The sequence below is a fragment of the Vibrio sp. V30_P3S12P165 genome, assembly GCF_009904905.1.
Taxonomy (GTDB): Bacteria; Pseudomonadota; Gammaproteobacteria; order Enterobacterales; family Vibrionaceae; genus Vibrio; species Vibrio fujianensis.
Map to the genome: position 1 here is coordinate 21,728 of NZ_WXWH01000037.1, position 15,003 is coordinate 36,730.

At 44.8% G+C, this 15,003-nt stretch carries 13 protein-coding genes, 2 tRNA genes and 1 pseudogene; 5 read left to right on the plus strand and 11 right to left on the minus strand.

What is annotated here, in order from left to right; genetic code table 11:
* Nucleotides 1–82: 82 nt before the first annotated feature.
* The gene (locus CAG57_RS08245) at nucleotides 83–412 is read left to right on the plus strand and encodes a TusE/DsrC/DsvC family sulfur relay protein (protein WP_161427459.1); all 330 of its coding nucleotides are present in this window, start codon (nucleotides 83–85) and stop codon (nucleotides 410–412) included.
* A gap of 36 nt (nucleotides 413–448) precedes the next feature.
* Here CAG57_RS08245 and yccX read toward each other — a convergent pair whose 3' ends face one another.
* On the minus strand, nucleotides 449–724 hold the full coding sequence (yccX, locus tag CAG57_RS08250; RefSeq protein WP_099612496.1) for an acylphosphatase: 276 nt from the start codon (nucleotides 722–724) through the stop codon (nucleotides 449–451).
* A 138-nt stretch (nucleotides 725–862) separates the two neighbouring features.
* On the opposite strand from yccX, the gene CAG57_RS08255 reads away from it, so the two are divergent.
* Nucleotides 863–2,056: a class I SAM-dependent methyltransferase gene (locus tag CAG57_RS08255; RefSeq protein WP_161427308.1), complete on the plus strand. Its 1,194-nt coding sequence runs from the start codon at nucleotides 863–865 to the stop codon at nucleotides 2,054–2,056.
* A gap of 59 nt (nucleotides 2,057–2,115) precedes the next feature.
* Here the strand turns inward: CAG57_RS08255 and CAG57_RS08260 are convergent, their stop codons facing one another.
* From CAG57_RS08260 to CAG57_RS08280, 5 genes are all read right to left on the minus strand, one after another.
* Nucleotides 2,116–3,108, minus strand: a complete 993-nt coding sequence (locus tag CAG57_RS08260) for a cytochrome d ubiquinol oxidase subunit II (protein WP_099612498.1) — start codon at nucleotides 3,106–3,108, stop codon at nucleotides 2,116–2,118.
* On the minus strand, nucleotides 3,105–4,445 hold the full coding sequence (locus tag CAG57_RS08265) for a cytochrome ubiquinol oxidase subunit I (protein ID WP_161427307.1): 1,341 nt from the start codon (nucleotides 4,443–4,445) through the stop codon (nucleotides 3,105–3,107). Before CAG57_RS08265 ends, CAG57_RS08260 begins: the two co-directional genes overlap by 4 nt.
* Nucleotides 4,446–4,642: 197 nt before the next feature.
* Nucleotides 4,643–7,444: a TolB gene (locus CAG57_RS08270; protein ID WP_161427306.1), complete on the minus strand. Its 2,802-nt coding sequence runs from the start codon at nucleotides 7,442–7,444 to the stop codon at nucleotides 4,643–4,645.
* Between the two features lie 171 nt (nucleotides 7,445–7,615).
* Entirely contained in the window at nucleotides 7,616–8,269 is a 654-nt protein-coding gene (locus CAG57_RS08275; protein WP_154168044.1) for a hypothetical protein, read from the minus strand.
* Nucleotides 8,262–9,434 carry a hypothetical protein gene (locus CAG57_RS08280; RefSeq protein ID WP_158138508.1) on the minus strand — a complete coding sequence of 391 codons (1,173 nt, stop codon included), beginning with the start codon at nucleotides 9,432–9,434 and terminating at the stop codon, nucleotides 8,262–8,264. Before CAG57_RS08280 ends, CAG57_RS08275 begins: the two co-directional genes overlap by 8 nt.
* A 170-nt stretch (nucleotides 9,435–9,604) precedes the next feature.
* Here CAG57_RS08280 and CAG57_RS08285 point away from each other — a divergent pair, with 170 nt between their 5' ends.
* Both CAG57_RS08285 and CAG57_RS08290 read left to right on the plus strand, forming a co-directional pair.
* Nucleotides 9,605–10,303: a response regulator gene (locus tag CAG57_RS08285; RefSeq protein ID WP_161426907.1), complete on the plus strand. Its 699-nt coding sequence runs from the start codon at nucleotides 9,605–9,607 to the stop codon at nucleotides 10,301–10,303.
* Nucleotides 10,304–10,312: 9 nt separating this feature from the next.
* Entirely contained in the window at nucleotides 10,313–11,605 is a 1,293-nt protein-coding gene (locus tag CAG57_RS08290) for an ATP-binding protein (RefSeq protein WP_161426906.1), read from the plus strand.
* A 7-nt stretch (nucleotides 11,606–11,612) separates the two neighbouring features.
* Here the strand turns inward: CAG57_RS08290 and CAG57_RS08295 are convergent, their stop codons facing one another.
* The gene (locus CAG57_RS08295) at nucleotides 11,613–13,367 is read right to left on the minus strand and encodes a glycoside hydrolase family 36 protein (RefSeq protein ID WP_161426905.1); all 1,755 of its coding nucleotides are present in this window, start codon (nucleotides 13,365–13,367) and stop codon (nucleotides 11,613–11,615) included.
* Between the two features lie 114 nt (nucleotides 13,368–13,481).
* Nucleotides 13,482–13,778 (minus strand): TetR/AcrR family transcriptional regulator C-terminal domain-containing protein, encoded by a 297-nt coding sequence (locus tag CAG57_RS08300; RefSeq protein WP_161426904.1) that lies wholly within the window; start codon nucleotides 13,776–13,778, stop codon nucleotides 13,482–13,484.
* A gap of 17 nt (nucleotides 13,779–13,795) precedes the next feature.
* On the opposite strand from CAG57_RS08300, the pseudogene CAG57_RS08305 reads away from it, so the two are divergent.
* Nucleotides 13,796–14,395, plus strand: a pseudogene (locus CAG57_RS08305) (efflux RND transporter permease subunit); the annotation flags it as partial.
* A gap of 158 nt (nucleotides 14,396–14,553) precedes the next feature.
* Here the strand turns inward: CAG57_RS08305 and CAG57_RS08310 are convergent.
* The 3 genes from CAG57_RS08310 to CAG57_RS08320 all read right to left on the minus strand — a co-directional run bounded on the left by CAG57_RS08310 (nucleotide 14,554) and on the right by CAG57_RS08320 (nucleotide 14,999).
* Nucleotides 14,554–14,630, minus strand: a tRNA-Val gene (locus CAG57_RS08310).
* Between the two features lie 17 nt (nucleotides 14,631–14,647).
* Nucleotides 14,648–14,724 (minus strand) — tRNA-Val (locus tag CAG57_RS08315).
* Nucleotides 14,725–14,747: 23 nt separating this feature from the next.
* Nucleotides 14,748–14,999 (minus strand): hypothetical protein, encoded by a 252-nt coding sequence (locus tag CAG57_RS08320; RefSeq protein ID WP_099612510.1) that lies wholly within the window; start codon nucleotides 14,997–14,999, stop codon nucleotides 14,748–14,750.
* Nucleotides 15,000–15,003 lie beyond the last annotated feature (4 nt).

The following is a 15,003-nucleotide window of genomic DNA, read 5'->3' on the forward strand; positions in this document are numbered from 1 at the left end:
ATCGCTTTCGGGCTTTTATTTTTCTTGAGCTCTCTCTTTCTCTCTATTACCCTATGCTCACTTTAAGTTTAGGCAACTCGCGATGTTTGAATATAACGGTAAAAGTATCGAAACAGATTCACAAGGCTACTTACTTGATCATACGGTTTGGGAAGAAGGTATGATTCCCCATTTAGCGAAAGAAGAAGGCATCATACTTAGTGATGCTCATTTAGAAGTAGTTCATTTTGTACGGCAATTTTATGTCGAGTTTAATACCTCGCCGGCGATTAGAATGCTAGTCAAAGCCATGGAGAAAGAGCACGGCCCCGAGAAAGGAAACAGCAAGTATCTTTTTAAACTGTTTCCCAAAGGCCCAGCCAAACAAGCGACCAAACTCGCCGGTTTACCAAAACCAGCCAAGTGCTTGTAATCAAGAGGGCCACGAAGTGCCCTAGCGGCTTAGTCTCTAAAGTATGTGAAAACCTTGACAAGGAGTGTCAATGATCGATGTAATGCGATCAACGTGATCCACTCTGGCACTGTTCGGCCCTTGTTTTAACCATTCAAAAAATTCGCCTATTTTACCTGATTCACCGCAAGCAATCACCTCAACATCACCATCATTTAAATTTTTAGCGTATCCGGTTAAGCCCAAGCTGAGCGCTTGGTGAGCGGTGTGATAACGAAAACCAACGCCTTGTACTAATCCTGTGACTGTAAATTTTTCACATTGGATGACCATAACACCTCCTTGCTGAAGCTCTTAATGATAAAAAACAATCAACAACTATAGTATATATCACGGGTGATCCTTGTTTGCATTTCATCGTCAGTTACATGACAATACGCGCTCTTTTGTATGAAACATATGAGTAGCTCTATGACTCCAGCAATCTATCTGGTCAAAGGTCGTGATAAATCTTTACGTCGTAAACATCCTTGGGTTTTTTCTCGTGGCATTAGCAAAGTTGAAGGCGATCCACAACTTGGTGAAACGGTCGATATTTACACGCATGATGGACAATGGTTAGCGAAAGCGGCTTACTCTCCCCACTCTCAAATTCGTGCTCGTGTATGGAGCTTTAACAATGAAAGCATTGATAGTGATTTTTTTATCAAACGTATTCAGCAGGCTCAAAAACTGCGCGACGAATTGATTGAGCGTGACGGCATCACTGGATATCGCCTAATTGCTGCCGAATCGGATGGCTTGCCCGGGATCACGATTGATAAATATGATAACTATTTAGTCTGTCAGCTACTCAGTGCCGGTGCTGAATACCAAAAACCGCACTTGATCACGGCCCTTAAACACTGCTTTGCCGATTGTCATATTTATGAACGCTCAGACGTTGCCGTGCGTAAGAAAGAAGGCTTAGAAGAGCGCGTTGGTGTATTGCACGGAGAAGTTCCACCAGAGGTGGTGGTGATTGAAGAAAATGGCATTAAAATTCGTGTTGATATTGTTGGTGGCCATAAAACTGGCTTTTATCTTGATCAACGCGATAGCCGTCAGCAATCGATGAAATACGTTAAAGATAAAGAAGTACTCAACTGCTTCTCTTACACCGGTGGCTTTGGGTTATACGCGTTAAAAGGTGGCGCTAAGCGGGTAATTAATGCCGATGTGTCACAGCCAGCACTCGATAATGCGAAGATGAATGCCGAGCTCAATGAATTTGATATCAGCAAAAAACGCGCGGTGTTTCTCAATGCGGATGTATTCAAACTGCTGCGCGAATACCGAGAGCAAGGCACACAATTCGATGTGGTGATCATGGACCCACCGAAGTTTGCCGAGTCTAAAGCTCAGCTGAACGGTGCTTGTCGTGGCTACAAAGATATTAATATGCTAGCGATGCAAATTTTAAAACCGGGTGGCACCCTACTCACCTATTCGTGCTCGGGTTTAATGGATCAAGTCCTGTTTCAAAAAATCATTGCCGATGCAGCGCTGGATGCCGGTCGCGATGTCAAGTTTATCGAACGCTTCGAACAAGCGGCGGATCATCCCGTTGATACCGCATACCCGGAAGGTTTTTATCTGAAAGGCTTTGCCTGCAAGGTTATCTAGACACCATAAAATAACGGCCTCTTTCGAGGCCATTATTTTTCCAATGCCACTATACGCTATTACTTGTAGCTTAAGTCTGTCGCCTTACCTTTAAAAATCCGATAGACAACAAAGGTATAAAGCAAGATCATTGGCATAACAATCACGACTCCAATCCCGACCACTAACAAGCTGGCAGTAGACGCGGCTGATTCTTGCGCTGTCATCACCCCAGGCACCACATCCGGAAAGAAGCTGTAAGCTAAACCAAGAAAGCTTAAAGCAAAAATCAACATTACCCCAAAGAATGGCCATTGCACGCCCATATCATTCTCTACCGGCACCCGTCTTAAATAACGATCAACCATAAAAATGGTTGCTAGCACCACCAATGGCACCGGAGCCAACAGTAACATCTCAGGAAAACTGAACCAACGCTCAGCCACCATCGGATTAAACAGTGGATTAACCACACTGACCGCTAAAATACCTAATGCCGCTAACCAGCCAGCGCGGCGAGACCAATATGCCGCGCGTTTTTGTAACTCACCTTCAGTTTTTAAAACTAACCATGCGCCACCAATGTACACGTAAGCCGCTGTGACACACAACGCGCTGAGCAGAGCAAAGGCATACGCTTGTGTGGACTGTTCAAAACTCATCACATAGCGACCAATCATGTAACCTTGGGTCAGGGCCGCGAGCAATGAACCCGTTTTAAAGCACAAATCCCAATGATTTTTGTGATCGGCGTTCGCTTTGGCACGAAAATCGAACGCCACACCTCGCATAATCAAGGCGATCAGCATAATGGCGACCGGCATATAAACTTCGGTAAGGATATAGCTATGAGCGGCAGGAAACGCGATTAATAAAATACCAATACCTAACACTAGCCACGTTTCATTGGCATCCCAAAAAGGGCCAATCGAAGCGATCATTCGATCGCGTTGCGGCTCATTATTACGCGGTAATAAAATGCCAACGCCTAAATCATAGCCATCAAGCACGGCATACATAAAGACACTAAAGCCCAGCAGTAATAGATAAATCTCAGGTAGATGTGTGATCATGGTGATACCTTTTGCTCACTAGTCGTGACTGTTTCGGTGGGCGATGAAAACTGTCTGGCTAAATAAAACAGGGTATGGATATAAGCCACCAGCAAGACCGCATAGACAATTAAGTACATCACTAATGACGTGGCTACAGAGCTACTCGCCACCGTCGTTACCGCATCTGAGGTTCGTAATACCCCTTGCACTAACCAAGGCTGACGACCAATTTCTGTCACATACCAACCCGCTAAGGTTGCTACCCAACCAGAAAAGGTCATCGCGACTAAAGTGTATAAGTAAGCTTTCGGTAGTGATTGTTGGCGTAGCAATCGCCAAGCACCGAACCAACTCACCAAGAGCATCAACATCCCGACACCCACCATGATCCGAAAACCAAAGAATAAAGGCTTGACCGGAGGATGATCTGGCGCAAACTCATTTAAGCCCTGAATTTCACCATTTAAGTCATGGGTTAAAATGAAGCTGGCTAATTTAGGGATCCCGACTTCAAAATGATTACTGCGTGCCACTTCATCAGGCCAAGCAAAAAGCAACAACGGCGCGCCTTGCTCTGTTTCCCAGACTCCTTCCATCGCGGCAATTTTTGCAGGCTGATGTTCAAGCGTATTTAAGCCATGTAAATCACCGACCAAAATCTGCACCGGAATGCTGACAGCAGCTAGGATAATCGCCACTTTCATGCCCACTTTGGCGGCGTTAAGTTGTGAATTACGCAGGTACTGATAAGCCGAGATCCCAGCAATAACAAAACTGGCAGTGAGCAACGAAGCAAGTAACATGTGGGCGAGACGATAAGGCATGGAAGGGTTCAAAATTACTTCTTTCCAACTAGTCACATGCACAACACCATCGATTAATTCATAACCCGTTGGCGTATGCATCCAACTATTGAGAACCAAAATCCAAAAAGCAGAAAGTGAAGTACCAATCGCAACCAGTACGGTAGCTAAGGTGTGCACCCATTCTGGAACCCTTCCCCGTCCAAACAGCATCACACCAAGGAAAGTGGCTTCCATAAAGAAAGCGGTCATCACTTCATAACCCAGTAATGGTCCGGCAACATTACCGACTTTTTCCATAAAACCCGGCCAGTTGGTACCAAATTGGAAACTCATGGTAATACCAGAGACAACCCCAAGAGCGAAAGTAAGCGCAAATACCTTGACCCAAAAATAGTATAGATCAAGCCATAATTGAGCTTGAGTACGAACAAAACGCCATTTGAAAAACACCATGATCCACGCTAACGCAATTGTTATCGTAGGAAATAAGATATGAAAACTGATATTGGCTGCAAACTGGAGCCGCGACAACATGAGGGTATCTAACATCGTTTTTTCCTCAATTTGATTAGCCCTACTGGGTATCAACATTGACGCTATCTAAATTAGACAGCATCTAAAATTGATTTATATCAATTTTAGATGCTATGTCCGAGAAAAAACATGTATCGAATGAATGAAAATAGTGACAAAAGATGAATGACTGATGAGAAAAGAGCCTGTTTGCATACAGGCTCTTTTCTCTCTTAAAACTCAGCCGCGAGCTTAATGTACACTTCATCTTTGCCCAGCTTACTGTCTAAACCATGGGCATATCCAATATGAATCGGTAACGCATTACCATACAAAACGATCGCATCGACTTGTAACTCAGCACCGATGCCCGTTAATGCACTGTAGCTTTGCTGAGAATTCCAACTGGAACCAGAATCAACAAATGCGGTCGCAGAAATGTCACCTAAACCAATCGGCCATAAGCCCCAGTTTCGCTCAGCGCGATACAGCAAACGGCTTAGCTCAATACTTTGTGTGGCATATTGCTGGCCCACTTGCGCCGCAGAACCATAACCGCGTAGTTTAAGTTCATTTCGGCCATAAAGTTGTGCTTCGTCACCCGTATAACCACCAAGTTCAAAAGGTTTAGCTTTAGCATCGGCATAACCGGCGGCCACATGCGTTGTTAAGCGTAAACGTCCGGGTAAATCCCAGTTCGCCTGCCACTGTGCTTGCCACTTCTGTCCTGAGTAGTCACCGTCAATATTGGTTTCCCACACTAAGTCAGCGTAATGTCCCCAAGCGTAACCGGGGATATTCAATAAGCCTTCACGGTTATCCCATTGAATCGCACCACCGGCCAGCCATTCATTACTCGCGTCCGCATAGTGAGAACCTTGAGGAGATTTGACCAACGCTTCTTTCTGCCAATAGGTTCCAACGCCAACGTTTAAGTGGTCATCAAACCCATGCCATAAATGGTTACGCTGCAGAGTGAAATCATCCTGACGAACAATCCGATCGTCTTTACCCGTTAATGCGTTAAATTTAAACTCATGTTCACGACTTAATGTCGCTTGCCAGCGGTTATCGTATTGATAGCCAAGTTGATAAGCAGCAAACGCATTTTTACTGTCCCATGCCGCCATGATCTCATATTGGTGGCGACCCAATACATCGGAGCCACTAGTAGCAACACCAAATAACGATTGATTATCATCAGACTGCCATACCGGCACCCAATAACGTGGCGCTAACGTCGATAATGGCGAATATCCTGTGGGCTGACTTTTCTCTGTCGCAGTGACCGTGGCTATCGGAGCCGCATTCACGGTGTTAGCCACCGGTAGCGTCGATAGCGGTATATCGGCAAGTCCTTGCGGATTCTCTACACGGCGCAGATGGTAACCATCATGCTCATACGCTTGATAAACAATCCCTTCAGGCCCCGATTGCGGTGAAAATGCACCGCCGATTTCTGCGGTTAATTGTTCAACGATATTGGTTTGCAAATCAAGACGATAAATCTGATAACGCCCAGTATAATCGGCGCTGAACAGTAAATCGCCTTGCGCAGTAAAGCTCAATTGATGTTCAGTAGCGGCGGTTTCAGTGACCGCCATCCAGCTTTGCGTTGGCTGATCAAAACGCATAATATTCCACGACTGAAAAGGCGCTTTCACTGTGGCATAAATATCACCGTTTGGTGACACGGCCATATCGCCTAATACCCAATTGGGTTCACCCTGCCACAATTGCGTTTGCTTGCCATTTAATTCGATTTGCCATAACTCAGCCAGACCTTGCTGATGACGGACCGCAAAAATGCTTTGCCCATCGTTACTCCAGCGTGCTTGCGCAAAGCGTTGCTGCTCAGTTAAACGCTGCCACTGACCATCAACATAACGATACAGATCATTAAAAACACGCCCATCAACATACGAATTGATCTGCGAAACCACTAGCCCTTGCGTCGGATGCGAGTCGATGCTGGTTAAGCTTTTGGTACTGACCAGACTTTGCCATTGACCATGCTTATCATCCCATTGAGCAAGGTTAGCGCGATCGTCGCCATTTCGACGCCAAGCGAGCAACGTGTCATTGTCATGGGCTAACAAATACTCAAATGGCTGAGCATCGAACTCATGGTAAGTAAACGCCTCATTCGAAGTCAGTTGATCGGCAAACTGCGTGTTCAAATCGGCACGAAACTCTTCCCAAAGCGCGAAAAAATCTTTCCCAAAAATGTGTCTAGCACTGAGATTTAAGAAAAGTCCCGGAACCAAATAGCCACTGTAATCGGTTAAAAAGGCCTGAACAGACTCTTCACCATAGGTTTTGGCTAGATACTGAACAAAATAAGCACCATACAAATAGTTACTGCCAAAGGGCAAACGCTTATTCGCCACCACCACTTGTTCAATATCGGCTAACTCACCACTCGCCACTTCCATACGCATCTGCATTGCAAAGTGACTGTTGTGTAATCGACCCACACCATGATCGTTTTGGCTTTCCATATAGACCGCCAAACCTTCCAATAGCATCGAGGGGGTAAGAGCATGTGGGAATAAAAGAGGATGACGGCCGACAATGCCTCGTCCAATGGTAACAGCACCATCATTCATTTCCATATGAATAATATGGGTATATTCATGACGGATCAGTAAATGCAGCCACTCATCATTACCTTCTAAGCCATTCACATCGCTAGGTGGATTGATGATCAGACGTATCTGTGCGTAAGGCAGTGGCGTAGCCCATCCGTTAGAGTAATCATAATCATCGACAAGTGTGAGATGAGTTCTCTCCACTGGCATTTGTGAAAACTGAATCGCAAGCTCTTGATGAACCTGCTCAGCAATATCTAATGCTCGTGCTGCACTACTGGCGAGTTCACTACGAAAATGGACCACAAAATGCGCAGATTGCTGTGTTTGCCAAACCTGCCCCGCTTGATCCCAAGCGACAGGCTCCGCTAACACGTGAGGGGAGTGAAGCCCAAGGCAAGCCATCAAGCCCATAATCGGAGAAAGTGCCAATGTTTTCGACATAGTAAACAGCGATCCTATTAGTGATTAACAGTATTTATTATAAAGATAAATATCAAAATCATTCAGTCATGAAATGTATGGTTTTGTCTGAATCTAACCCCATAAGCAAGTGCATTAACACCGATTGACCTCAATGACAAAGTATGCGGGATGAATTGTGGTAAAGGATGATTACCAAAACAGATAACGTACACTCCAAGTCAGCACTGGCTCGGTGAAATTCCTATCGACTTGATGATTAACGCCAACCTCCACCGAGCTCACCCAATCGGATAAAAAAGGCGTTTCCCATTCAACACTGATGCCGACATCACGCCAAGTCCCAGAGACATCACGTAACGCTTGATTATGTTTGTCCGCATAGCGAGACCAGCCATTGATACTCCACTCATCATTAAGCTGATAGGAGCCATCAATCAGCCACTGTGATCCGACAGCATTTGACCAATCCTTTTGCCATGCTAATGAGGCCGACAGTGATTCAGTAAATAAATACCCGATACGCAAACTTGAACCGATTCGTGATGAGCCCTGCTCTTCGCTCAATAAGACTGGGCCAACGGTAAAATAAGCCTTGTCCCAATAAGGCATAGGTAAAGCCAGCCCCGCTTCACCTCCCTGAGCAAAAAACAGTCCAAACTCCGTCTCTTTTTCGTAAGCAATGCTCGGTGACCACTCCCATTTGGTTGATGAACTCACCGCAGGGCTATCAATACCAAAACTGGCCCCAAGGCTAAACTCATCACAACGCACCACGCCGACCCATAGGGTCAGCGTGAGCACGATGATAGCTTGGTAAGCGAGAATCATCGTTGGATTAAGCATCCGATAACCTCTTCTTACGGTAAACGTCTTTCCACATCTGATCTTGATGATCGCCCATCAGATGGCAAATAATGCCCGAACGCTTGAACAGATAAATGATGCCAACCGATAATGAACATAGAGTAAAGATCAGCAAGAAATTATTGGGTAAAGTCGTTCCCATCTTTGCTGAAGCCCAAGTAAGCAACGGACCCCATAAGAAGATAAAAATCGACTTATGGAAGATAAACACGGTTAGTGAGTACATGCCAATCCAATTGAGTGGTCGCCAGCTTAAGCGAATTCCCGCTTGATGCAGTGTTAAAATTAAACCAATCACCAAAAATTCCGTGCCCCAAATCCCGAGACGACCAATGGTATCTTCTGCTAAGGCATGCTCTTCGGCATAGACATCATGCAAATCAATCGTCGCGGCTTGACCATTCAAGAAATAAAGCGATAAAGCCACCAGCGCAATACCCAATACAAGTTTATTCAGCGCATCACGTTTTTCAGCGTAATGATGCCACACCCACCCGTAGAGGAAACCAAAACACCCACTGGCCATAAACAGATCTAACCGCGCATCCAACTCATAACCGGGATGAACATGGGTTTGCATCCATAGTTCAGCATGCTCTAGTAATGATGTCACACCCAACTGACTGACGATGGTACTCAATACGGTCAACACCAACATGCCGCGAATACCAAAAAAGGCGTAAACAATAGAGAAAAAAGCCAGTAACGTCATCCATAGCATGACCGGATAAAATGAAATTGCCTCACCAAAGTTAGGAGCAATAATAAAACCTTCAATGTACAACACAAAAATAATGCTCAAAAACAGAGCCAGTTTTTTCACCAGTGTTGCTCGCATATGCTCAGATGATCGCGCCGAAAGATTAAAGGCCGCTAACGCTAAATAGACTTGACTCACCCAAGGAATCAACCATGCTGAGACTTGTCCGGTAAAACTGTCCATCGGGACAAGTTGCCCCAACATTGGTAAGTGTGAACGATATAATGTCTCATAAAAATCGCTCTCTTTAGGGAAAAAATCCACATACCAATAGTTTAAATACCCCGTATAATGTTCAAAGATGGCCATAAAAATAACCAAGCCGCGTAAAAAGTCGAGGCCGACTAAACGCGTACGGTTTTCATAGGGTTGTATAGAATTCATGGGATGATACTCGTACTATTAACGTATTGACCCGAACTATAGTTACTTACTTTTTGTGACACAACTCATGTTTTGTACGCGTATGTATGCAAGCCGTACACAGCACCACGTAATGTACCGTTTTGTCCGCCCCTATTGTATCCACGCTATTTTTAACTGATGATTCACTTATGAAAATTGTACTTATTGAAGACGATGTAAAGCTCGCAGAGCTGCTGACTAGCTATTTGGAAAATAATGAGTTTGAGGTTCATCTAGCTCACGACGGCCTGCAAGCGAGCAGCCTGATTTTGCAAATTCAGCCAGATTTAGTGATTCTCGACCTGATGCTACCCGGTTTAGACGGCTTATCGATTTGCCGAGAGATTCGTAACGACTACAAAGGGAAAATTGTCTTTTTAACCGCCAGTGATGATGATATCGACCATGTCGCCGCCCTTGAGCTAGGCGCCGATGACTTTGTTAATAAGCCGATTAAACCTCGGGTATTATTGGCGAGAATCCGCATGCTATTACGTCGCCAGCAACAAACCGAGTTAGCGCATCCAGACAACGATCATCAGCTTCATTTTGGGCAGCTCAGTATCAACCATAAGCTTCGTCAATGCTCTCTCTCTGGTGAAGATATTGTACTTACCGACAGTGAATTTGACCTTTTGTGGTTACTGGCGAGCCATGCTGAGCAAGTGCTGTCACGCGAGTATTTAGTCAAAGAAACTCGTGGTATTGAGTACGATGGTCTTGATAGAACCATCGACAATAAAGTGGCCATTTTACGCCGTAAACTTGGCGACAGCTCATCGGTCCCAAAACGTATCTTAACCTTACGTGGTAAAGGTTATTTATTTGTCCCAGAAAGTTGGTCATAAAGGGAGACTATGAAACGTCTTTATTTAGAGCTGTATCTCGCTCTGGTCGGTATTTTTATGTTTACTTTAGTCAGTTATGTCACTATTGATGACTGGCTCTCTCCTGATCTTGACTTAGTGGCGCACAGTCAACAAATCCAAAGTACCCTTGAGCTTTTAGAGTTTATTGCCGATCAACAGGGCATTGAAATCGCGCAAGAAAAACTACAGTCGATGATCAAGGCTAACTGGCTTCTCATTGAGCCACTGTCTAAAGACTCGCCGTTACTGACGCCTCAAGTGAAAGAACAATTAGCTAATCATCACGTTTATAGTAATGATGACGATGGCTCTATCTTTATTTTTGAACCAACCGATACCATCTATCATATCTATCGCGATCCAGAAGCTGAGATTTGGATTGCCTCAGAGATCGAAGATTGGGTTTTTGTCCTGGTTTTAATGGGTTGCTTTGCCGTGTACAGCATGGTGATGATGAAGCTATTTATGTGGCGATTCAAACACCTCGAACAAGTAACGCAAGCCTTAGCCAAAGGTGACTTAAGCATTCGAGCAAAAGAGACGGGATCAATGAGATTGGGAACGCTTAACCGCAGCTTTAATGCTATGGCAGATAAAATCTCTCATCTGATTGAAAGTCATAAAATGCTCACCAACGCGATTGCCCATGAGGTGCGCACCCCGTTGTTTCGGATTCAGTGCCAGCTTGATATGCTGCAAGATATGCCAGAAAAAAAGGATAAATACATTGCTGGCATCGAAGATGACATCCACGAACTCGAAGAGATGATTAACGAGCTGCTTCGCTTAGGTAAAATGGAAACGACGCCATTAACCTTCATTAGCCTCGACCTAGCGCAATGGCTGCCAACGCAAATCGAAAAATGGCAAATCGAGTCGCCAGTAACCATTGAATTGCAAGCGCCACAGCAATGGCCAACGCCACTAGTCGATAGTAATTTATTCAACCGGGCAATTTCCAACGTGGTACGCAATGCTTCTCGCTATGCCAAGCAGCAAGTAAAAATCAGTGTCAGTTGTGATTATATTGATTGGACAGTGACGATTGAAGACGATGGTCCCGGGATCCCGGAAACCCATTGGCCACATATTTTTAAACCGTTTTATCGCGTCGGATCGGCGCGAGATAAGGCCAGTGGTGGTTTTGGATTAGGATTAGCGATTGCTGAACAAATCGCCCGTCAACATCATGGGCATTTGATAGTAACCTCGAGCTCGAGTTTGGGTGGAGCTTGTTTTGAATTCACCTTACCAAGCAATGACAACGTCAAATCGGCATAAATTCCATTCAATCACTAAAAAAAGGCTCAACAGAAGCAATAATCGCGCAACTGCTTAATCGATTCGCCAGCGTAATTTCAAATACTGACGTCGGCTCTATCGACAGCGCCTTACCACTCCAATAATCATACCAATGAACAGGTTGAGTCGCCGTCAAGACAAATGTACCCGCCTCCTCTTGATAGTTAAATAAACAGTGTAATTGATGGTGAGGGGTTAAAGTTAATCGGGCATGATTCATCGCCAAAGACATCCATGTCGACGATGCTTGAGTCTGTTGCTGGCGAACAATTAATTTCTGAAGACTTGCTTGAGCAAAAGGAGACAATTCCGGCAGCGGATCACCCGATAATAAGAAACCGCCACAGGCCAAAAGAACATTGCGGTGAAATTCATAACTGGCATGCTCAGTTGCTTGGTTCGGTAATGAGATAAAAGTCGCACAATCTGGATCAATTTGCCATAACCGACGATGCTGCCAACTACGATAAAAAGTTTCTTTCGCAATTTGCTCAAAACGAGAAGCATGACGTTCAACATCATCAGATACTCGCATTGCATCCACCAGACCGAGCGATGGCCACATCGGCGCATTACACCCCAATAACCAAGCATCACCAGCACCGTCAGCTATCGCTCGCATCCCCATCCGATAAGCCTCAACCCCAGTCACTCCCGATAGATAACGATTCCCTTTTAGCGTTCCCCAATAATTAGCATCCAACTTGAACAGCTCAACGCCCCACTCTTCTCGCATGGTTTTGATCACGTGAGTTAAATAAGCCTGAACCTGCGGATGAGAACCATCCAATACATACCAAGGCGTACAGCGCCAGCCACCGTAAGTGATCTTTTCAGCTTCAAGTGGCTGTCCATGCGCATTACTGACAAACCAGTCGGGATGTTGCTGGAAAAGTTTAGATTCTGGTTGAGCAATAAATGGAGCAAGCCATATTGCAGGCTTTTTTCCAGCCAGTTTAATTTCCTGGATAAGATTTTTCACCCCACCGGAAAATTTTGCTGAAGGTGTCAACCAATCTCCCATAAAAGCTTGATACCCATCATCCAATAGCACCCACTCTAAATCCGCCAACTCACCTTTCATGACAGCAAGATTTGACCTGATATTCTGTTCATTCACATCAGCATAATATGCATACCATGAACACCAGCCAATGGGCGCTGGTTTGGTTATTCCATCACGTGGTTTATGATGATTTTTGATAAGCTCGGCATACTGTTGATAGATGGTCGATAAGGAGGCGTCTTGCAAAATAGCGACCGACTCTAAAGTATGATCAGTCCACTTACTGGGATCGATGCGCTCCCCATCAATTGATGCGACTAAATAAGTTTTTCCTAACTCATTGATCAATTCAAAATAGCCTGCAAATCGCTGGCAAGAGGTAAAACCAAACAACAGGTATCCATCTCTATTCTCAACCACAAAATAGTTGTAATAACGCTTATTAGCATGGTTCGGATAAATTCGATAACTAAGGCTATTATCTGGACAACGGCCTATATCGATAGGGCAATTCAACGTCCCCGATGTTTGACACAACATTTGAAAGCCATCACCAATCACCCGAGCATCCATATCGACATTCAATACTGTTCGAAACAGCCTATACTGCTCAGCTAAGGGCTTAGCCTTGTCTCCACAATAAGAAAAATGCAGTTCGTGACCTTGTAATTGAGCCTTTAAATCTGGTTCGAGTAATTCAATTTCTCGATCATATGGTAAAGTCAACGTTATCATCAGTTCAGCCAAGAAAATTAATCATATTCCATAGTGTGTAGTGAATGAGCCTCACATATCGTTATACGGTTCACACTTTCCCAGTACCTGGTTGCAAATGATTCCGACCCTCGACTAAATCCCTTTTTCGTGGCTTTCATTAACCGCATAAGCACAAAGAAACACTCTTGTGATTTCATCTAGTAACTTAATTTGACTGGTCGCATCAGGCAGTTCATAGTTAGCAATTAACTGCGGCCATAAAAAACAACCATGAAATTGACTGATCATCATCATTGCAATGAGTTTGCTTTCACCATGTCGAATACGCCCATCCTCCATTGCGTCTATAATCCACTGTTGTAACACCACGTCAGAGCCATCAACTATTGATAAATATTTCGCAGTCAGTTGTGCGATACTGCTCGGCACCTTAGTGACAGCTGTGTGTGATGACGGCTGATGCGTTCAATAATGTGCGCGAAAAAATCGAGCAGATTGAACTACCTGCTGGCTATGAGCTGATTTGGTACGGTGAATACAAAGCCTCGAAAGATGCCAACGAAGGCTTAGCGATCTCCGCGCCTTACGGCTTCGCGGCGATGATTCTCGCAGTGGTGTTTATGTTTAACGCACTGCGTCAGCCACTCGTGATCTGGATGACGGCTCCTTTTGCCGTCGTGGGTGTCACCATTGGCCTTATCGCCTTTCAAACCCCATTCGAGTTTATGGCGATCCTCGGTTTCCTAAGCTTGATTGGTATGATGGTGAAAAACGCGATTGTGTTGGTTGACCAAGCGGATGCGGAAATTCGCGAAGGTAAACAAGCTTATTTCGCAATCATTGATGCGGCGGTCAGCCGTGCACGCCCAGTTCTGCTAGGCGCATTCACCACGATTTTAGGTGTGGCTCCACTTTTGGTAGACCCATTCTTTAAGAGTATGGCGGTCACCATTATGTTTGGTTTGCTGTTTGCCACCATTCTGACCTTAGTCGTGATCCCGCTCTTTTATGCTGTGCTGTTTAGAGTGAACGTCGCCAAAGCGTAATTAAACGACCGGAATCAACCCACAAGTTTGAGAATCGAGCCTTGTGGGTTAACACAATAGTGTTCATACGTCTCTATTAGTTATAATAGATCCAACCGCTCCCGATTCGCCAAAAACGACAAAGCCCGCCAATAAATAGCGGGCTTTGTTACATAAACTGGTGCGTCTGAGTGGACTCGAACCACCGACCCCCGCCATGTCAAGGCGATACTCTAACCAGCTGAGCTACAGACGCAAAAGTAACATTCTCTTTGGTGCGTCCGAGTGGACTCGAACCACCGACCCCCGCCATGTCAAGGCGATACTCTAACCAGCTGAGCTACGGACGCATCACTTGAGAACGAGGAGGATATTAGCGATTGATGTTAGCTAGTGCAAGTCTATTTTCTATGTTTTTGAACTGATTGGCTTTTACATCACCAATTTGCTGTTTTTTTACTCGCCACACTTGCGGAATTAAGCCATAAACATGGCACTGTAGTGATAATGGAAGGTAAACATCCACAAGCACGAATAAAATAGCTAACCAAAACGACTTCTTTTTTTGTGATTTAGATTCAAAAATATTATTGATTGCTGAAACCAAATAAGTACTATAGCGCATATGA